Annotated in this window: 14 protein-coding genes and 5 tRNA genes; 5 read left to right on the forward strand and 14 right to left on the reverse strand. The window is 49.8% G+C overall.

Features of this window, described 5'->3' with window-relative positions:
* Positions 1–58: 58 nt before the first annotated feature.
* Both AC6R0R_RS00650 and recQ read right to left on the reverse strand, forming a co-directional pair.
* Positions 59–373 (reverse strand): DUF3630 family protein, encoded by a 315-nt coding sequence (locus tag AC6R0R_RS00650; RefSeq protein ID WP_487903361.1) that lies wholly within the window; start codon positions 371–373, stop codon positions 59–61.
* The gene (gene recQ / locus AC6R0R_RS00655) at positions 366–2,201 is read right to left on the reverse strand and encodes an ATP-dependent DNA helicase RecQ (protein WP_500625322.1); all 1,836 of its coding nucleotides are present in this window, start codon (positions 2,199–2,201) and stop codon (positions 366–368) included. The genes AC6R0R_RS00650 and recQ overlap by 8 nt, the downstream gene beginning before the upstream one ends.
* A gap of 152 nt (positions 2,202–2,353) precedes the next feature.
* Between recQ and rarD the strand changes: the two genes are divergently transcribed.
* The gene (gene rarD, locus AC6R0R_RS00660; protein ID WP_500625323.1) at positions 2,354–3,283 is read left to right on the forward strand and encodes an EamA family transporter RarD; all 930 of its coding nucleotides are present in this window, start codon (positions 2,354–2,356) and stop codon (positions 3,281–3,283) included.
* A gap of 10 nt (positions 3,284–3,293) precedes the next feature.
* The gene (locus tag AC6R0R_RS00665; protein ID WP_500625324.1) at positions 3,294–3,965 is read left to right on the forward strand and encodes a LysE family translocator; all 672 of its coding nucleotides are present in this window, start codon (positions 3,294–3,296) and stop codon (positions 3,963–3,965) included.
* A gap of 828 nt (positions 3,966–4,793) precedes the next feature.
* On the opposite strand, the gene uvrD is transcribed toward AC6R0R_RS00665, so the two are convergent.
* Together uvrD and prlC are read right to left on the reverse strand one after the other, a co-directional pair.
* Positions 4,794–6,965, reverse strand: coding sequence for a DNA helicase II (uvrD, locus tag AC6R0R_RS00670; protein ID WP_500625325.1), 2,172 nt, complete (start codon positions 6,963–6,965; stop codon positions 4,794–4,796).
* 154 nt (positions 6,966–7,119) lie between these two features.
* The gene (gene prlC / locus AC6R0R_RS00675) at positions 7,120–9,162 is read right to left on the reverse strand and encodes an oligopeptidase A (protein WP_500625326.1); all 2,043 of its coding nucleotides are present in this window, start codon (positions 9,160–9,162) and stop codon (positions 7,120–7,122) included.
* A gap of 284 nt (positions 9,163–9,446) precedes the next feature.
* Here prlC and AC6R0R_RS00680 point away from each other — a divergent pair, with 284 nt between their 5' ends.
* Together AC6R0R_RS00680 and gorA are read left to right on the forward strand one after the other, a co-directional pair.
* Positions 9,447–10,286, forward strand: coding sequence for a 23S rRNA (adenine(2030)-N(6))-methyltransferase RlmJ (locus AC6R0R_RS00680; RefSeq protein WP_334555464.1), 840 nt, complete (start codon positions 9,447–9,449; stop codon positions 10,284–10,286).
* A gap of 94 nt (positions 10,287–10,380) precedes the next feature.
* The gene (gene gorA / locus AC6R0R_RS00685) at positions 10,381–11,736 is read left to right on the forward strand and encodes a glutathione-disulfide reductase (RefSeq protein ID WP_500625327.1); all 1,356 of its coding nucleotides are present in this window, start codon (positions 10,381–10,383) and stop codon (positions 11,734–11,736) included.
* Between the two features lie 39 nt (positions 11,737–11,775).
* Here the strand turns inward: gorA and AC6R0R_RS00690 are convergent, their stop codons facing one another.
* The 10 genes from AC6R0R_RS00690 to AC6R0R_RS00735 form a co-directional block, all read right to left on the reverse strand.
* Positions 11,776–12,708: an SPOR domain-containing protein gene (locus tag AC6R0R_RS00690; protein ID WP_500625328.1), complete on the reverse strand. Its 933-nt coding sequence runs from the start codon at positions 12,706–12,708 to the stop codon at positions 11,776–11,778.
* Positions 12,709–12,871: 163 nt separating this feature from the next.
* Entirely contained in the window at positions 12,872–13,810 is a 939-nt protein-coding gene (locus tag AC6R0R_RS00695; protein WP_487903369.1) for an ABC transporter permease, read from the reverse strand.
* 1 nt (position 13,811) lies between these two features.
* Positions 13,812–14,789 (reverse strand): ABC transporter permease, encoded by a 978-nt coding sequence (locus AC6R0R_RS00700; protein ID WP_334555460.1) that lies wholly within the window; start codon positions 14,787–14,789, stop codon positions 13,812–13,814.
* Between the two features lie 150 nt (positions 14,790–14,939).
* A complete protein-coding gene (locus tag AC6R0R_RS00705) occupies positions 14,940–16,490 on the reverse strand; it encodes an ABC transporter substrate-binding protein (RefSeq protein WP_500625329.1) in 1,551 nt (516 codons plus the stop codon).
* Positions 16,491–16,581: 91 nt separating this feature from the next.
* The gene (locus AC6R0R_RS00710) at positions 16,582–18,297 is read right to left on the reverse strand and encodes a dipeptide ABC transporter ATP-binding protein (protein ID WP_487903371.1); all 1,716 of its coding nucleotides are present in this window, start codon (positions 18,295–18,297) and stop codon (positions 16,582–16,584) included.
* A gap of 782 nt (positions 18,298–19,079) precedes the next feature.
* Positions 19,080–19,156 (reverse strand) — tRNA-Pro (locus AC6R0R_RS00715).
* A 3-nt stretch (positions 19,157–19,159) separates the two neighbouring features.
* A tRNA-His gene (locus tag AC6R0R_RS00720) sits at positions 19,160–19,235 on the reverse strand.
* Between the two features lie 94 nt (positions 19,236–19,329).
* A tRNA-Pro gene (locus AC6R0R_RS00725) sits at positions 19,330–19,406 on the reverse strand.
* Between the two features lie 4 nt (positions 19,407–19,410).
* Positions 19,411–19,486 (reverse strand) — tRNA-His (locus AC6R0R_RS00730).
* 36 nt (positions 19,487–19,522) lie between these two features.
* A tRNA-Arg gene (locus AC6R0R_RS00735) sits at positions 19,523–19,599 on the reverse strand.
* 313 nt (positions 19,600–19,912) lie between these two features.
* Here AC6R0R_RS00735 and AC6R0R_RS00740 point away from each other — a divergent pair.
* Positions 19,913–20,326: a c-type cytochrome gene (locus AC6R0R_RS00740; RefSeq protein WP_487902695.1), complete on the forward strand. Its 414-nt coding sequence runs from the start codon at positions 19,913–19,915 to the stop codon at positions 20,324–20,326.
* The last annotated feature ends 30 nt before the right edge of the window (positions 20,327–20,356 follow it).

The raw sequence follows: 20,356 nt of genomic DNA on the forward strand, positions 1-20,356 counted from the left end.
ATTCGTTAGTAGGCAGGAAGTTAAAACGTTATTAGGCAGGAAGTGAAAAATCTAGCCGTTAAAAACCACGTTCAAACAGCGCAGCTAAAAAATCACACTCCGGCTGAGATTGCTCAACTACTAAGGATTCTAGCCAAACACTTTCACTGTAGTGTTCCGCTCTGAGCACCAACTGGCAGCCTTCAAAATCAATCAACCAAGTGTGGATGTCTGCATCCCACTGTTTCTCTATTACCTTGGCCGACAGTAGGCCAACCAAACGCTCGGCCAACTCTGGAAAGGTGTCAAAATCAAATCGAGGCGTACGCAAAATCAATCGCCCCTGATCCGCTTGATAGTCAATCAAGCCAAACTCGCTGTGCTCATTAGCCATGGTGCGTCAAATGCTCCTGAATCAAATCAAGGAAAGGATCGGCATATTTCTCCAGCTTGCGCTGACCAACGCCATTCACTGCCAGCATCTCGCCGTAAGAGGTTGGCAAGATCTCCGCCATATCCATCAAGGTCGCATCACTGAAAACAACGTAAGGTGGCAAGCCATCTTCATCAGCAATCGACTTTCTTAGTTTACGCAGCTTAGCAAACAGCTTCTTATCGTAGTGTTTATTCGCCAGCTTATCCGAACGTGCAGCGCGCGCCGCGGTGTCTAACCGAGGGACGGCTAGTTCCAATGTGCGCTCACCTTTGAGTAGTGGGCGCGCTTCTTCGGTTAATTGCAACGTCGAGTTGCGTGTGATGTTTTGGTTTAACAGTCCTTTATGGATCAACTGTCGGAAAATACTCACCCAGTAGTCGTGACTATTCTCGCGCCCAAGTCCGTACGTCGAGAGTTGGTCATGACCGTTTTCTCGAATACGAATGTTTTGCATGCCACGCAGCACTTCCACCACATAACCAATACCGAAGCTTTGATTGACCCGGTAAACACAAGAGAGTGCCTTTTGCGCTTGTTCCGTGGCATCGAAATGTTTTGGCGGATCGAGGCAGATATCGCAGTTGCCGCAAGGCTCTTGTCGATACTCACCAAAATAGTTGAGCAGCACTTGGCGGCGACAAGTTTGCGCCTCCGCAAACGCACTCATGGCGTTCAATTTGTGCGCTTCGACTTGCTTTTGCGGCCCCTCTTCTTTTTCATCGAGCATGCGACGCAGCCAGCCGATGTCAGCGGGGTCATAGAGCATCATGGCTTCTGCTGGTAAGCCGTCTCGACCTGCTCGGCCAGTTTCTTGATAGTAGGATTCAATATTGCGCGGAATATCAAAGTGGACCACAAAGCGCACATTAGGCTTATTGATCCCCATGCCAAACGCGACCGTGGCGACGACGATTTGAATATCATCGCGCTGAAAGGCCTCTTGTACATAGGCGCGCTCGTCGGCGTCTAGCCCTGCGTGATAACTGGCGGCGCGCAGCCCGTTATTGCACAGTTTTTCGGTCACCATCTCGACCTTTCTACGGCTACCACAATAGATGATGCCGCATTGACCGCGTTGCTCATCCAAAAAGCGCACGATTTGTGAGACCGGCTTGTGCTTTTCCACCAAGGTGTAGCGAATATTCGGTCGATCAAAACTGCCCAAATAGATGTGTGGCTCGTTCAGCTGTAAACGGTGAGTAATATCGCTGCGCGTTGCTTCATCAGCGGTTGCCGTTAACGCCATCACAGGAACCTGTGGAAACCATTGCTTCAACTGACCTAGCGCGGCGTATTCCGGGCGAAAGTCGTGTCCCCACTGGGAAATACAGTGCGCTTCATCCACGGCAATCATCGCCAGCGGCAAGTTCTCTAACCGCTCGACAAAATCACGCATCAACACACGTTCCGGCGAGACATAGACCAACTTAAGCGCCCCAGAGTGCATGCGATTGTAGACAGAGGTAAGCGCCTCTCTCGCCATCGTCGAGTTAATACACTCAGCGGCGACGCCATTGGCTTTCAACTGATCCACTTGGTCTTTCATCAAGGAAATCAAAGGCGATATGACTAAGGTCAGCCCCTCTTTGAGCAGCGCCGGCACTTGATAGCACAGTGACTTACCGCCGCCTGTTGGCATAATGACTAAGCTGTCTTGACCGTCTAGCGCGGTATCAATCGCGTCACGTTGACCTTCTCGAAATTCGTGGTAACCAAACACCTTTTCCAAGACGCTCTGAGCGGTTTCGATAGAATCAGGTTGCTGCGCGATCAGTGTGGCTGTCATTACGCTCTCTGTTGGGATAAGTGGGGTGGAAAAATCGAGCGCTTATTGTAGTTGGGAATAGCGGTGAATAAAACTGCAAAGTGCTAGGTGATTCTCAATCCTATTCGTATACTACTCGTTTCATTTCATAATTCTGTGTTGAGAATCATCCAATGACAACCGACGAACAGCAACGCGCGCGGCAAGGTGTCCTCCTTGCGATTGGTGCCTACACCATGTGGGGAATCGCGCCAATTTACTTTAAGACCATTAGCGAGGTCTCTGCGCTTGAGATTTTAAGTCACCGTGTTGTCTGGTCTTTTTTCCTGTTAGCGCTACTGATTCATCTCAGCCGAGGTTGGAAGACCGTACGCGACGTGCTGACATCCAAAAAGAAAATGACCTACCTCGTCACCACGGCGACCTTGGTTGGGGCCAACTGGTTGATTTTCATCTGGGCGGTGAACGCCAATCATATGCTCGATGCCAGTCTTGGCTACTACATCAACCCGTTAATTAATGTGGTGCTCGGCATGCTGTTTCTCGGTGAGCGCCTGCGAAAATTGCAGTGGTTTGCTGTCGTACTTGCCGCCTGTGGTGTATTGGTCCAGTTGGTTGCGTTTGGCTCGGTACCGATTGTCGCCATCGCGCTGGCGATGAGCTTTGGTTTTTATGGCTTGCTGCGTAAAAAAGTCAGCTTAGATGCGCAAACGGGATTGTTTATCGAGACCTTGGTGATGCTGCCTGCCGCTGCGATCTATCTTATCGGGATTGCCGACTCCGCCACCTCGAACCTGAGCCAGAATCCCTTAGATCTCAATCTGCTCCTTGTTGCTGCGGGTGTCATCACTACCCTACCGCTGCTCTGCTTTACGGGCGCCGCGACACGATTAAAGCTCTCAACGCTGGGTTTTTTCCAATACATAGGCCCAAGCCTGATGTTTATGCTCGCCGTGCTTGTCTATGGTGAGGCCTTTACGCCAGACAAAGCCATCACCTTTGCCTTTATTTGGGGTGCACTGGTCGTATTTAGCTTCGACGGTTTAAAAACCAACCGCCAAAGCCGCCGCGCCGCCAAACTGTTAAACACGAAACAAGCCTAACGTTACCAACATGAATGAGATCACTTTACTTGCCACTCTAGCGACGGTTCATTTCATTGCCTTAATGAGCCCGGGCCCCGACTTTGCGCTTGTGGTGCAAAATGCCACCCGTTACGGGCGTCAGACCGGATTTTTTATCGCACTGGGCCTCTCTTTCGGTATTCTCTTGCACTCGCTGCTCAGCCTGACTGGGGTGAGCTATCTGGTGCATCAGCAGCCAACCCTGTTTTCGCTCGTGCAACTTGCCGGCGGTAGCTACCTCTTATACCTAGGCGTAGGCGCGCTAAAGGGGACATGGGCGCGCATTCAATCCTCGCAGACCGCAGCGCAAGATGATGCCTCCTCTGAACAAGCACTCTTGGTCAACAAGCGTCACGCCTTTTCTAAAGGCTTTGCGACCAATATTCTCAACCCCAAAGCGTTGGTCTTTTTTGTCAGTTTGATGTCCAGCCTGGTGCCTGCCAGTATGTCGCTGGGCGGCAAAAGCGCTGCACTGTTGATTTTATGGGGCCTCTCGCTCGCTTGGTTCTCTTTCTTGGCCTGGATGCTGTCAACGCAGCGTATGCAGCGCAAACTGAAATCATTGAGCCTCTACATCGACGCATTATGCGGTCTGATGTTCAGCGGCATCGGCCTTGGCATTTTATGGCAATCCACTAACGCCATCGCCATGCTCTTTTAGCTCTGCTCAGAATAACCACTCATAAAAAATGGCCATAACGGCCATTTTTTGTTTATTTATTCACTTCTAACGCATCTTAGGACAAAAAGTTGCGCTCGATCACAATCGGTTTCTCGTCAATGATCGGCGATCGTCTAGGCATCTTGTGCGAGATCTCTCACAAGCGAGTGAGTCAAACTCTCTTTTTGTCTAAGAAAACTATCAATTAAAAATCATAACTCATTGTTTTAACTTGTTATGTGTGAAATTTCGTCAATTTTTTATGCCTTTTATCGTTTTTCTGACGTTGCTGAACTTCGCCAAAGTCTTAATATGAACCCTGTCGGAAGGATGCTGACACGGAACAGGAAATCACCACGGACTCGGTGGTCTTCAGGATGAAGATACGGTTGCTTAGGATGAGTAATCGGCACGGAAAGCAAATTGGACATTGAACGGACGCAATAGTAGCTAGGATGGTTACTACTAAGGATGGGAAATGGACACCTCTGGACGAGGCATGGAACGATCATCAGGATGATGAAAGGGACACCGCTCAGGGAACAAGCGAAGTGAACTAACGAGGAACGTTAGTAGACCAGGATAGGGTCAAGGACACCGCTAGGATGGCGATGAAAGGACTACGCTGAAGGACGTCAGCATACTATCAAGGATTTGATGCATGGAGCACTTTTAGTAGCCGGATTGCTGCGAGTAAGACTATAACCCCGATGGGCGCAAGCCCTCGGGGTTTTTCTTTGTGTGAAGAAAGTGATTAGGTTCTAGTGCCTAGTTCCTAGAGGGGGCACTTAAAGCGAATGTCTAGGAACTGAGGCGCGATGAGATAGATTAGAGCTTTTCGAGTTTCGCGTACGCGGTGACGAGCCACTTGATCCCTTCGCCATTAAAGGCAACCTGAACGCGACTTTGCGGGCCACTGCCTTCAAAGTTGATGATGGTCCCCTCTCCAAATTTAGGGTGCATCACTCGTGAGCCAAGGCTAAAGCCCGTTTCATTGAAGTTCTCTTTGACCGCCGTTTGGCTAAAGCGACCACTGCTGGTCGGGCGACTGACCTGCGCTTTCATTCGCACTTCGTCCAAACAATTTTCGGGTAGCTCACGAATAAAGCGCGATGGTTTGTGGTACTTGTCTTGACCGTATAATCGGCGCATTTCGGCGTAAGTAATGTAGAGCTTTTGCATCGCACGAGTCATACCGACATAACACAGACGACGCTCTTCTTCGAGTCGCCCTGCTTCCTCTGCAGACATCTGGCTTGGGAACATCCCCTCTTCAACACCGACCATAAACACCAGAGGAAACTCCAACCCTTTGGCACTGTGCAGCGTCATTAATTGCACCGCATCGTCAAACTCATCCGCTTGCCCTTCGCCCGCTTCGAGTGCAGCGTGGGTCAAAAATGCCGTTAACAGCGTCATCTCATCCGCTTCTTCTGGCTTTTCAAATTGACGAGTTGCAGTGACCAGCTCCTCCAAGTTCTCTATGCGTGCCTTGGACTTCTCACCTTTCTCCTGTTCGTACATGGCGTACAAACCGGAGTATTTGATCACATGGTCGGTTTGCTCATGTAACGGCATCTCTAGGGTGTCATCTTCCAGCGCATTCACCAACTCCACAAAGCGGCTTAAGGCACCAGCAGCGCGGCCAGCAAGGACTTTATCTTCCAGTAAACGTACGCTCGCTTCCCACATGGTGCAGCCTTGATCGCGGGCAGCAAAACGGATGGTTTCCAGGGTTTTATCACCAAGGCCACGGGTAGGCGTGTTCACCACTCGCTCAAACGCCGCATCATCATTGCGATTGGCCATTAATCGTAAGTAACTCAAGGCATCTTTGATTTCTTGGCGCTCGAAGAAGCGCATGCCGCCGTAGATGCGATATGCGAGCCCAGCTTGAATCAAGGCTTCTTCCAGAACACGTGACTGGGCGTTGTTACGGTAAAGCATCGCGGCATCCACCAGCGCCCCGCCGTTCTCTTGCCACTCTTTAATTTTGTTGACCGCAAAACGCGCTTCATCAAGCTCGTTGTACGCCGAGTAGACAGAAATAGGCTCGCCTTCACTGCCCTCCGTCCACAGCTCTTTGCCCATACGCTCAGTGTTGTTGGCGATCAGCGCGTTGGACGCCTGCAAAATGGTTTTGGTTGAGCGGTAGTTCTGCTCAAGACGAATGGTATTGACGCTTGGAAACTCTTGGGTGAACTTTTCAATGTTCTCGATTTTCGCCCCGCGCCAACCGTAGATGGACTGATCGTCATCGCCGACGATCATCACGTGCGAATCTGGGCCAGCCATCATTCTCAGCCAAGCGTATTGAATGTTGTTGGTGTCTTGAAACTCATCGACCAGAATATGCTTAAAGCGCGCTTGGTAATGCTCGCGGATGTGCTTCTTATCACGCAATAGCTCATGGGCACGCAGCAAAATTTCAGCAAAATCGACCAAGCCGGCGCGATCGCACGACTCTTGGTAAGCTCGATAAATTTGTAGATAGGTTTGGGTAATGGGATCGTGGTAAGCATCGATGTGCGCCGGTCTCAGGCCTTCATCTTTTTTACCGTTGATCCACCAAGCCACTTGACGCGGTGGCCACTGTTTTTCATCCAGATTTTGCGCTTTGATTAATCGGCGCAATAGGCGCTGCTGATCATCACTGTCGATGATTTGAAAATCTTCGGGCAGTTTGGCATCTAGATAGTGCGCGCGCAAAATGCGGTGGCAAATCCCATGAAACGTGCCGTTCCACATCCCCGAGGCGCTGCCCATCATCAACTCTTCAATTCGGCCACGCATCTCCGCCGCGGCTTTGTTGGTGAAGGTCACCGACATGATCGAAAACGGCGACGCTTGCTCCACAGACATCAACCACGCAATTCGATGGACCAGCACGCGGGTTTTACCACTTCCGGCGCCAGCCAGCACAAGCAGGTTTTCTAAAGGAGCGGCAACAGCCTCGCGCTGTTTGTCGTTGAGACCGTCGAGAAGTAAAGAAGGATCCATGGGGGACTCGGCTACTGGTTATCTATACATGAAAAATGATTATAACCTAAACAGCCTTGCCATTTCAGAAGAAAAACCAGAAAAAGCACGATGAAAAACAGGAGGCGCTTGGCCTCCTGTTTCCCGTGTAATGCAGCGTTGTGATGCGACCGTGTTATGCGGCAATCCCTGCGTGACGCAACAAGGCATCAATCTCTGGCTCACGGCCTCTGAAGCGCTTAAAGAGCTCCATCGGCTCTTCACTGCCGCCCATCTCTAAGATGTGATTCAAGAAGCTCTGACCCGTTTTCGGGTTAAAGATCCCCTCTTCTTCAAACTTCGAGAACGCATCTGATGACAGCACTTCGGCCCACAAGTAGCTGTAGTATCCCGCACTGTATCCACCCGCAAAGATATGACTAAAGCTGTGTGAGAAGCGGTTCCACTCTAAGCTTGGCAGTACCGCGACTTTCGCTTTGACCTGTGCCAGGGTTTCAAGAACACGTGGACCAACCTCTGGGTCGAATTCAGTGTGCAAAGTGAAGTCAAACAGACCAAACTCCAGCTGGCGAAGAATGAACATCGCGGACTGGAAGTTTTTCGCGGCCAGCATTTTGTCGAGCATGGCTTTTGGTAAAGGTTCGCCGGTTTCGTAGTGACCAGAAATGAAGGCCAGTGCCTCCTCTTCCCAGCACCAGTTTTCCAGGAACTGACTCGGCAATTCCACCGCATCCCAAGGCACGCCGTTGATGCCCGACACCGAACCTGTGTCCACTTGAGTCAACATGTGATGGATACCGTGACCAAACTCATGGAACAAGGTCACCACTTCATCATGGGTAAACAGCGCTGGCTTATCGCCCACCGGACGATTGAAGTTACAGGTCAAGTAGGCCACTGGGGTTTGCAGCTCACCGTTGGCGTTGATGCGGCGCACACGGCACTCATCCATCCACGCACCACCACGTTTGTGTTCACGGGCGTACAAATCGAGATAGAAGCTGCCACGTAAGGTGTCATTGGCATCGAAAATATCAAAGAAGCGCACCGACTCATGCCAAGTTTCCACGCCTTGGCGCTCCTCAACACGCATACCAAAGACACGCTTGAGCACTTCAAACAGACCACTGACCGCTTTGGATTCAGGGAAGTACGGACGCAGCTCTTCATCTGAGATTTGGAACAGGTGCTGTTTCTGTTTTTCGCTGTAGTAAGCGATGTCCCATAAGTTGAGCTCTTCAACGCCAAACTCTTGCTGAGCAAACTGGCGCAACTCTTCCACTTCACGCTCGCCTTGTGGTTTCGCTTTCGCGGCTAAGTCATTGAGGAAACCAAGCACTTGCTCAGGGCTCTGCGCCATTTTCGTTGCAAGCGACTTTTCACTGTAGTTATTGAAACCCAGCATTCGCGCCACTTCGTAGCGCAGTTTGAGCAGCTCACTGATGATCTCGCTGTTGTCCCACTCTCCCGCTTTCGGGCCGCGATCAGACGCGCGCGTCACGTAGGCTTCATACATCTCTTGGCGCAGCGCTTGGTTGTCACAGTAGGTCATCACTGGCAGGTAGGAAGGAATATCGAGGGTGAGCAGATAGCCGTCTAACTCTTTCGCTTGCGCAGCGGCTTTCGCGGCGGCCAGCGCCGACTCTGGCATGCCTGCCAACTCTGAGTCATCGGTGACGTGCTTGCTCCAACCCATGGTCGCATCTAAGACGTTGTTCGAGAACTTTGAGCCCAGCTCTGACATACGCTTGCTGATCTCACCATAACGCTGCTGCTGATCAGCCGGCAAACCAATACCAGACAGCTCGAAGTCGCGCAGGCCATCGGTGATGGTTTTCTTTTGTGCTTGCGTTAAAGTCGCAAACGCTGGGCTGGCTTTGATCGCTTTGTAGGCATCAAACAACCCTTTGTGTTGACCTACCCAAGTGCCGTATTCCGACAACAGCGGCAAGCAGCTTTCATACGCCTCACGCAACTCATCACTGTTGACCACAGAGTTCATGTGACTCACTGGCGACCAAATGCGGCTTAAACGGTCATCCACCTCTTCAATGGGCGCAATCACGCTCTCCCAAGTCGGTGCGTCGTTGCCGGCCAGCACTTGGTCGATTTTAGCGCGGCACGCAGCAATCGCATCTTCAACTGCTGGTTTCACATGTTCTGGTTGAATGTGAGCAAAAGGCGGCAGATCGGTAAACGTCAGCAATGGGTTAGACATAAGCATTCCTTTTTTGTTGGCAGACGAGCTGAGATGTTCGTCGGGTCTTATAGAATAGATAGTGCCCCGAGAGGACTTTTTCAATAGTCATCGACCGCTAAGTTGTTGCCAATTCTTACGATATTCGCGTGAGATAAGCACCAACCGGCAAGTCACGACTTTTTGTTTACCTAGCCAACAAAGGCACAGAGAAAGACAAGCAGCCCGGCGTCGGTGCGGTTATACTCTCCCACATCGCTTTTTGGGAAATAACTATGGCCTAGGGCCATTTAGAGAGAACCGTTTTGCTAAGCTATCGTCACAGTTTTCACGCAGGTAACCATGCCGATGTGGTTAAACACATTGTGCAAAGCCTGATCCTTAACTCGCTCAAGAACAAAGACAAACCGTTTGTGTATCACGACACGCACTCCGGTGTTGGTCGTTACGATTTGACCCACGAATGGTCAGAAAAAACGGGTGAGTACAAGCAAGGTATCGCACGGGTATGGGCACAAAGTGAGAGACCTGCGGCGATTCAGAGCTATCTTGATGCCATCACGAGCTTAAACAACGGTGAAGGACTGCGCTACTACCCTGGCTCACCACGCGTCGCCCGCGCCCACCTGCGCCCACAAGATCGCATGCTATTGACCGAGCTTCACCCTAGTGACTACCCCTTGCTGCAACAAGAGTTTCATCGTGATCGCCAAGTCAGCATTTTTAAAGAGGATGGTTTCCAGCGTCTCAAAGCCAGCTTGCCGCCGCAAGAGCGCCGCGGCCTAGTGCTTATCGACCCACCCTATGAGCTGGCTAAAGAATATCGCGATGTGGTTCAGGCTATAGCACAAAGTTATAAGCGCTGGGCTACCGGGATTTATGCGATTTGGTATCCTGTGGTTAACCGCTGCGACATTGAAGATATGATTGAAGGTCTAGAAGGACTCGGGATTCGTAAAATCTTGCAAATCGAGCTTGGCGTCTCTCCAGATACCAATGAGCGCGGCATGACGGCCTCTGGGATGATTGTCATCAATCCCCCTTGGACATTGGAAAGAGACATGAACGACATTTTGCCTTTCCTCAAGGAGGCAATTGCCCCCGTCACAGGCCACTGGAAAGTCGATTGGATTGTTCCTGAGTAGCCTTGGCAAAGTCAGACATTTCGCTGCGATGGATTGAGTTCAACCAGTTCATCCTCATATACATAATAATCAGCTAAAAAATTTGGAGAAAGTAATGGCGACTCATTTTGACTATATCTGTATCGGTGGTGGTTCTGGCGGCATCGCATCAGCGAACCGCGCGGCCATGTACGGTGCAAAAGTAGCCCTAATTGAAGCTCAAGACCTAGGCGGTACCTGTGTCAATGTTGGTTGTGTACCTAAGAAAGTGATGTGGCACGGCGCGCAAATCGCAGATGCGATGAACCTTTATGCCGAAGACTACGGATTTGACATCGATGTCAAAGGCTTCAATTGGAGCAAGCTGGTCGAAAGCCGCCAAGCGTATATTGGCCGCATCCACCAATCTTACGACCGCGTATTGGGCAACAACAAAGTTAACGTCATCAAGGGCTTTGCGAAATTCGTTGATGAGAAAACCGTCGAAGTGAACGGTGAGCACTACACCGCTGATCATATCCTGATTGCCGTTGGTGGTCGTCCAACCATTCCTAATATCCCAGGTGCAGAGTACGGCATCGACTCAAACGGCTTCTTCGAGCTTGCTGAGCAGCCAAAACGCGTTGCGGTGATTGGCGCTGGCTACATTGCCGTCGAGATTGCGGGTGTGCTTAACGCTCTCGGCACGGAAACTCACCTGTTTGTTCGTAAAGAGTCGCCGCTACGCAGCTTTGACCCAATGATCATCGAGACCTTGGTAGAAGTGATGGAAGCTGAAGGGCCAGCACTGCACACTCACTCCATTCCAAAAGAGGTGGTGAAAGAAGCCGATGGCAGCCTGACACTTCACCTTGAAAACGGTCATACACACAACGTTGACCAGTTGATCTGGGCCATCGGCCGTCATCCTGCCACGGACGCGATCAATCTCGCCTCAACCGGTGTTGAAACCAATGAGCGTGGCTACATCAAAGTGGATGAGTTCCAAGCGACCAACGTGCCGGGTATCTACTGTGTCGGTGACATTATGGAAGGGGGCATCGAGCTAACACCAGTGGCAGTTAAGGCTGGTCGCCAACTCTCTGAGCGTCTATTCAACGGTAAAACAAACGCTAAGATGGATTACAACCTTGTCCCGACCGTGGTATTTAGTCACCCACCTATCGGCACCATTGGTTTAACCACCCAAGAAGCCGAAGAGAAGTACGGCAAAGAGAATGTAAAAGTGTACACTTCTGGCTTTACCGCCATGTACACCGCAGTGACTCAGCACCGTCAGCCATGCAAAATGAAACTCGTGTGTGCGGGAGAAGAAGAAACCGTAGTCGGTCTACACGGCATTGGCTTTACCGTGGACGAAATGATTCAAGGCTTCGGCGTAGCAATGAAGATGGGCGCCACCAAAGCTGACTTCGACTCTGTGGTTGCGATTCACCCAACGGGTAGCGAAGAATTCGTCACAATGAGATAAGTTACTGATATTTAAAAAAGGACGCGTCGCGTCCTTTTTTTATTTCACACACATCACATTAAGCAGAGAGGTGCCTTTTAACTGGTTAACCTTGCCACTGGCAAAAAGTCCAGTGCGTCCGCTTCCCCAGTAGGGCAAATGCATCGGCCACTTATTTGGGCCCATATGTTCAGCCGCCAATAGATTTTGCCACTCTTGCGCGCTGGCAAGACGCATTCCCAAGCGATAACAGGTTTTGTAGGCGTCCTCATAATTCATGCGATTCCACGGCAAGCCATGTTCCATATAGAACTGATCATTACTAAACATGGTGTAAGGCACCTTGTACTCTACGCCGTTGATGCTCGCGGACAGTCGGATAAGGATTTCATCTTGAGGCTCGCTATTTGCCCTCTCGACATTCGCTGACTCTGTTTTTAAGGGAATCGGCGCAGGCAGTACCGTGGTGTGTTGAGTCTGCGTTTTTGCTGTGGACTTGGGTGAGGGTTTGGCTTTTTCGACAGGTTGAGTCTTACGCTTAGCGGCGGGGGCTTTCGGCGGTGCCCCTTTGACAACTTCACGAATAAACGCTTCTTTGTAGCCGGGCTCACTTTTCACCTTCGCAAGATCTGCGCGCGCCTTGGCAAACTCATCGTACGGGCCAATTAAGCAGCGTACCCCTTTGCCTTCTGGTTTTGCCCACACATCAGTGGAAATATGCTGGTAAAGCACCTTCGCTTTATCCAATGATAACGGTTGGCTGAAGACACCACACTGAATCCAAAAACTCGATTCACTGCCCTTAGGTTTGGTGCCCCAAAGGCCATTACCGATAGGGCAGGCCGCATCGAGCACTGGCAACTCGGTATTTGAGGCCTGTGTGGCATCACAGAGAAATTCTTCAGCACTGACTGAACTGGTCGACAAGGAGACAGTGAGCCACGCGGCAACACTCAAAAGCGGTAACATGGTTCGTTTCGGCTTGACTGCCATAATGATATCCAATCCCTTATTCTTTCGCCTAAAACCGGGCGTCTAATCCACGCCACTAGGGTAAACCATACACTGTTGAAAAAAGATGAATGCAAAAAAAGAGCCGTAATCGGTTACGGCTCTTAGTGTAGTGATGTTTTTGTAGTCAGATCTTAGGCTTAGATCACCCTTTGTAAATTTTGGGGTTAAATACATCACGTAACCAGTCACCCAACAGGTTGATGACCAATACCAGTGTCACCAACACAATGCCTGGGAAGGCGGTAATCCACCATGCACCGGAGAAGATGTAGTTAAAGCCAATGCTGATTAACGCACCCAATGACGGCTGATCAACCGGCAAACCTAATCCTAGGAAAGAAAGTGCCGCCTCGGACATGATCGCATTCGCCACCTGAACGGTTGAGATAACCAAGATGGGTGACAAACAGTTCGGCAAAATATGACGGAACATGATACGTGGCGCTTTAAAGCCCATCACACGTGCCGCTTCGACATACTCTTTCTTCTTCTCTGCCAACACCGAGGCACGAATCGTCCGCGCATATTGCGGCCATTCAGCGACACCAATGATCACCACCAGCATGATCACCGCATACTGACTGTAAAAGTCACTGCCGAAACTGGCTTTAAAGATGGCAGAGACAATGATGGCCACCATCATGGTTGAGAACGACAGCTGCACATCGGCAAAACGCATCAAGAAGCTGTCAATACGACCGCCAAAATAACCCGCAGACAGACCAATCACGATGCCAAGTAGCAGTTGCAGACCCACCGCCAAGAAGCCGATGGTGAGAGACAAGCGTGAGCCATACAAAATGGTCGATAGGATGTCACGGCCTTGTTCGTCGGTACCAAGCACAAAGCGCTCTTCCCCGCCGTCCATCCACGATGGAGGCAACTCTGAGTCCATAATATCAATCGATGACAAATCATACGGATCGCTTGGCGCAAGTACGGGCGCGGCAATCGCGACAATCAAGAAAATCATAAAAATGCTGAAACTTGTCATCGCGACTTTATCGCGCTTGAAGTAGTACAAGAAATCAGACTGTTTGAAACGCTCCCAATGAGAAGGAGCTGCGGCTGTTTGACTCATGTTATGCTCCTTTTCCTGTCAGATTAACCGTTGGGTTGATGATGCCGTAGAGCAAGTCGACAATCGTGTTGGTCACCACAAAGATAAGACCAACAAAAATTACGTACGCCGTAATCAAAGGTGTATCGACTCGGTTGATCGCTTCAAGGAAAAGAAAACCCATCCCAGGCCACTGGAACACCGTTTCCGTCAAAATGGTGTACGCCACCATAGTACCGATTTGTACCCCACCCACAGTCAACACCGGTAGCATGGTGTTTTTCAGTGCGTGTTGGTAATAGATTTTGTTCATCGCCAAGCCTTTAGCTTTAGCGAACTTGATGTATTCCGAGCTCAGCACTTCCAGCATTTCAGAGCGAACCAGACGAATGAAGAGTGGCAACATGATCGAAGCCAGTGCCACACACGGCAAGATCAGATGCGCTAAGCCGTCTAAAGTAAAGTAGCCAGACTCCCAGCCGAGCCAGTTCGCCGTCTCACCGCGACCATAGGAAGGCAGCCAGCCAAGTTCGATGGAGAACACATACATCAGCATAATCGCCGTCAAAAAGACCGGAATCGAGATGCCGATACTGCTGCCCGCCATCACCACTTTAGTGAAGAAACTTTTTGGATGTATCGCCGAGTACACGCCAAGTGGAATCGACATAACGATGATGATCATCGTTGCACCAAACACCAACTCTAACGTCGCTACCAGCTTATCGAGAATTACGTCCACTGCAGGACGCTTGAAGAAGTACGATGTACCGAGATCGCCTTGTAGCGCAGCGCCGACAAAACGAGAATATTTGGTAATGAAGGGATCATTCAGGCCTAATTCATCACGCAGCGCTTGGCGCTCCGCCTCTGAAACAGACTGGCCCACCAACTCACGCAGTGGATCACCTAAGTTATCCTGAATGGCAAACGCCACTAGACTGATCACAAACATCACTATCAGTGCCTGAAACAGGCGCTTGACCAGAAACGAAAACATTCCTTGCCCCTTAACTTTCCATGGATTTCAGCCTTGCTAAAGCAGAGGGATCTGCTCGCAAAATTCAGTCTTAATGATGGCGCTTTGCCCGACTGAAACAAAGCAAAGCGCCAAATTCGCTCTCCCATTACTGAGAGCGAGAGACTCTCATTACTTGACCACTAGGTCGCCAAGGTATGGGAAGTTCATAGCGTTGACGATAGGTGCGATGTCCACGTTAGATTTCGCGCCCCACGCCAGGTTTTGCCAGTGTAGAGGAACAAACGCCGCATCGTTGTACAGGATGGTTTCCACTTGTTGTAGCATTTGCGCACGTTTCGCTGGATCCGTTTCTACGTTTGACGCTTCAACTAATTGATCAAGCTCTGGGTTTGAGTAGTGACCACAGTTGTACTGACCTTTACCTGTTTCTTCGTTGCGCGTCATGGTTAGGAACTCAGAGAAGTTTGCAGAATCTTCGGTATCTGAGTGCCAGCCGATCATCAGCATGTCTGCCGCACACTTATCAAACTCTGGCCAGTATTGCGCTTTTGGCATGGTTTTCAGGTCAACTTTAATGCCGATCTTAGACAGCATTGCCGCGGCCGCTTGAGCGATTTTCGCATCGTTCACGTAGCGGTTGTTTGGCGCCATCATTGTCAACGTAAAGCCGTCCTCGTAGCCCGCTTCTTTCATCAGCTCTTTGGCTTTCTTCAGATCGAAACGTGGCACAAGATCCGCGCTGTAACCTGCATAACCTTCAGGTCCTTGCTGACCCGCAACACTTGCGAAGCCTTTCATGATTTTATCCACAATGCCTTCGTTGTTGATCGCATGAACGATCGCCTGACGAACGCGGACATCTTTCAACGCTTCGTTGCTATTTTGGTTCATTTGGAACGTGATAATACGAGTACCAGGCAGTGTCACAAGATCGATATCTTTGGCGCCTTGTACACGCTTGTGGTCGTTTGGTGCAACCGGCGCAATCATATCAACGTCACCAGAAAGTAGCGCAGCCACACGTGTTGCGTCTTCTTTGATTGGCACTAGCGTTAGTTTGTCAACGTTACCTGTTGTGGTATCCCAGTAATCCTCAAAGCGTTGAAATTCGACTTTCACACCTTGCTCACGAGACGTCACAATAAACGGACCCGTACCAGATACGTTGGTCGAAGCAAACGAGTTACCGTGCTTCACAACTTCTGCTTTATCTTTGCCATCTTCTGTTTGACCAGAGTAGAACTTGCTGTCCATTGGGAAGATGTAAGTCGCGGTTTGTAGAACCAGTGGGTAAGCGCCTTTAGACACCAACTCCACTGTGTAGTCATCCACTTTCACCATCTTCTCGTACGGTTCGAAGATCGCTTTAAAGTCTGGAGAGTTTTTCAGACGCTCGAACGTCCAAACCACATCATCCGCCGTTAGCTCGTTACCAGAGTGGAATTTCACGCCTTTGCGTAGCTCAAAACGGAATGTCGTGTCATCGACACGTTCCCATTTCTCAGCCAAACGAGGTTCAAAATCCAATTTTTGTGTGTAACGAACTAGCGGATCAAACACCATGTGAGACATTTGCAGAGTACCGCCTGATAGCTGCTCGTGTGGGTCAAGCGACACCGGGTCAGCGTCATAAGCGACAGTAATATCTGCTGCAGCGGCGGCAAAACTTAAGCCTGCTGCCATCAAAGCCACTGCTAGTTTGCTTTTCATGGTTTTCATGCATAACTCCTTATGCGGGATTCATCCCTAGTTGTTGTATTTGCTTCTGTTTAGCTACCCAACAAAACCGCGTTGGGCAAGGTATACGGCTTTAGGCCGTTTTTACTTCTTCTCTTAAGCCGGTGAACTCTGGCATCAGAGAAATCAGTTGTTGACTGTACTCATGCTGTGGTGAGTTAAACAGCTGCTCAGTGGGGGCCACTTCAAGTAGTGTACCCATTTGCATCACCCCAACACGGTCACACATCTGACGAATGACAGGTAAGTCATGGCTGATAAACAGCATAGTCAGATTGAGCTCATCTTGGAGATCTTTTAATAAGTTGAGGATTTGCGCTTGCACCGACACATCCAACGCCGACGTCGGCTCATCACAAATCAGCAAACGTGGACGAGTCGCCAGCGCGCGCGCAATCGAAATACGCTGACGCTGACCACCTGAGAATTCGTGCGGGTATTTCACCCCAGCCATTCGGCCCAAACCAACATGATCCAACAGATCGTTAACGATCTGGCGTGTTTCGGATTCATTCTTGGTCAGCTTATGGAAACGAATCGGCTCGGCGATGATGTCGAACACCTTCATTCGAGGGTTCATCGAGGTATAAGGGTTTTGGAATACCATCTGCATTTGACGGCGCAGCGGACGACGCTCTTTCTCTGACGTCATCGCAGTAAGGTCAATGCCCTCAAAGCACACTTTGCCCGAGTTCGGCTGATAAAGACCGGCAATCACTCGCGCAATGGTCGATTTTCCTGAACCAGACTCACCCACTAAGCCAAACGTCTCACCTTCAAACACTTCAAAACTGACATTGTTCGATGCTTGAACGTACTCTCGGCGGCTTTCAAATAAAGAGTCTTTGGTGACAAAGCGCAGGTTAACGTTTTCGACCGTCAACAAAGAGCCAGAATAAGCACGCTGATCTTGGCTTTGACCCAACCAGTGATTTTTGACATCCAGCGGCTTCATCTCTTTCGCTTCCTCGATGTAGCTCACCAGAGGGAAACGATCGAGTTTGATATCCGAACGAGGCACGGCAGAAATCAGGCTGCGCGTGTAAGCATGATCGGGGTCGCCCAGCACTTTGTTCGTCGGGCCAAACTCCACCAAATCGCCACGGTACATCACCGCCACGCGATCGGTGACGTTCGATACCACGCCCATGTCGTGCGTTACCAGCATACAGCCAACGTTGTTCTTGATACACAATTCGCGAATCAAGTTCAGGATTTGGTCTTGAATCGACACATCCAAGGCCGTCGTTGGCTCATCAGCGATAATTAAATCAGGCTCACCGGCAAGCGCAATCGCGATAACCACGCGCTGGCGCATACCACCAGAGAACTGGTGCGGGTATTGTTTGAGACGGTTCTCTGGCTGAGGAATGCCCACCTGCTTCATCAATGACAATGCACGTTGATACGCTTCGTCGTCCGACACCTTCATATTGGCATGGATGGTCTCGGTGAGTTGCTGCTCAACGGTAAATAGTGGGTTAAGAGAGGTCATTGGGTCTTGGAAGATAAAACCGATTTTTGACCCGCGCACTTTGCGCATTTTTTCTGGTGTCAGTCCGGAGATCTTCTCTCCATCAAGATAGACGTCACCACTTGCGACCTGACCCGGAGGGCTCAGTAAGTCGATCACCGCATTACCTACGGTGGATTTGCCGGCACCCGATTCGCCAACGACGCCAACAATCTCGCCTCTCTCTATATTAAAAGAAAGCGATTTGACCGCTGCGTGTACGCCGTGACGTGACGGATATTCGATACGAAGATTTTTGACTTCTAAAAGTGCCATTAACCAGACCTCTACTGCTGCGGCAGCCTTCTGCCCTGTCTGAAAAGTGAATCCATTCAAAAAACCGGATCAGTATTCCGGCAATTTACAAGGTCATCAATTTGGCAAAAAATTCACAGAAAATCAACAATCTTAGGATAAAAAGTTGAGAACGCACAAATATCAAGCAGCTTAACAAAATATCTATGCACCTTAGCGATACGATGCATTGATCGGACCTGCTGCATTTTGGCCGTCATTTGCACAGTTTTGGCGCACTTTCACTGCGAAACTTTCAAGAGCAACGAGAAGCCGCAAGGCATAGTTATTCACCCATTATTCAGACCGCTCAATTAACAAAAATAACACACATAACCAGTGAGATTATTTTTATCGAGATCAAAAACTAGATATCAATCACGTTAGTGGTGTAATAAATTGAATAATCACTCTAATACCATAGAAATGGTGGTAGGGAATAAGGAACGTAGCAGAGCAGTGATTGAGTAAGTATCTGGGTTGTGGGTTGTGGGTTGTGGGTTGTGGGTTGTGGGTTGTGGGTTGTGGGTTGTGGGAGGATTGGATAAAACGTATAGATGGGACGCAAGAAATAACCGATATGTGCACAAATCGGTGATCGCAAAATGTAAAAAAGCCCCGCTAATATTAGCGAGGCTTTCTAAGGTGGTCGGTGAAGAGGGATTCGATGCGACTGGGCTTCCAGACCCCGACCCGATATGTGCACAAATCGGTGATCGTGAGATGTAAAAAAACCCCGCTAATATTAGCGAGGCTTTTAAAGGTGGTCGGTGAAGAGGGATTCGAACCCCCGACCCTCTGGTCCCAAACCAGATGCGCTACCAAACTGCGCTATTCACCGAAATGGGGTGGCTAACGAGACTTGAACTCGCGACAACCGGAATCACAATCCGGGGCTCTACCAACTGAGCTATAGCCACCATCAATTTTTGCTTCAACCGGCTTCTTGCCGTTGTCGTTCTTACGCGGTGATAAGAACAAACGATCACGCGATTGCCTAATCGTATAAATAAGTGGTCGGTGAAGAGGGATTCGAACCCCCGACCCTCTGGTCCCAAACCAGATGCGCTACCAAGCTGCGCTATTCACCGAGAATGGGGTGGCTAACGAGACTTGAACTCGCGACAACCGGAATCACAATCCGGGGCTCTACCAACTGAGCTATAGCCACCACAATATTTTTTACCGATACATCCTCCGAGGCAAATGGCGCGCCCGAAAGGATTCGAACCTTCGACCTTTGGCTCCGGAGGCCAACGCTCTATCCAGCTGAGCTACGGGCGCATGCCCTATCGGCGGAGTGGAATAATACGTATATCACACTAGGGCGTCTAGTACTTTTTCAAGTTTTTTTCTCGTTTGACGCCTTTTTGGGCAATTAAAGTGTGATAAACCCCTATTTCCCATTAGATAACCTTGTGGAAGCAGTTATCTTGTTGTTTATTGCAACAAGTTATCAGGATATAATCACCCATTATTTACATTGATTTAACAGCATTATCTGCATTTTACACGCCCTTTGATGCTGCTTAGCTCAATGCCACATTAATAGAATAGGTAAGCACGCACTTACCTTCAGGAATGTAAAGTGAGTTTAATGGATATGTCTCGAAAATTATTAACGGCTCTTATCGCCGCTGTCACCTTTTCCAGCGCATCGATCGCAGCAAGCGTAAGCCAAGAAGAATACGATGCCATTGCTGAGCGCATTAAACCTGTTGGTGATGTTTATCTAGCCGGTGCCGAGCCTGTCGTGGCAGAGCCGAGCGGCCCTCGTGATGGTGCCACTGTGTATGGCACCTTCTGTATTGCTTGTCACGCATCAGGCGTGAGCGGCGCACCGAAAACAGGCAACGCGGATGATTGGGCGCCACGTATCGCTCAAGGTAAAGATGTTCTCGCGAATCATGCCATCAACGGCTTCAATGCTATGCCTGCACGTGGTTCATGTATGGATTGTTCAGATGATGAAATCATCGCGGCGATCGAGCATATGATTGAAGGGCTATAACCCACCCTCTTATTTTCAAACCTCATTTTT

It is taken from the genome of Vibrio sp. R12-SW3-ISO1 (genome assembly GCF_059834005.1).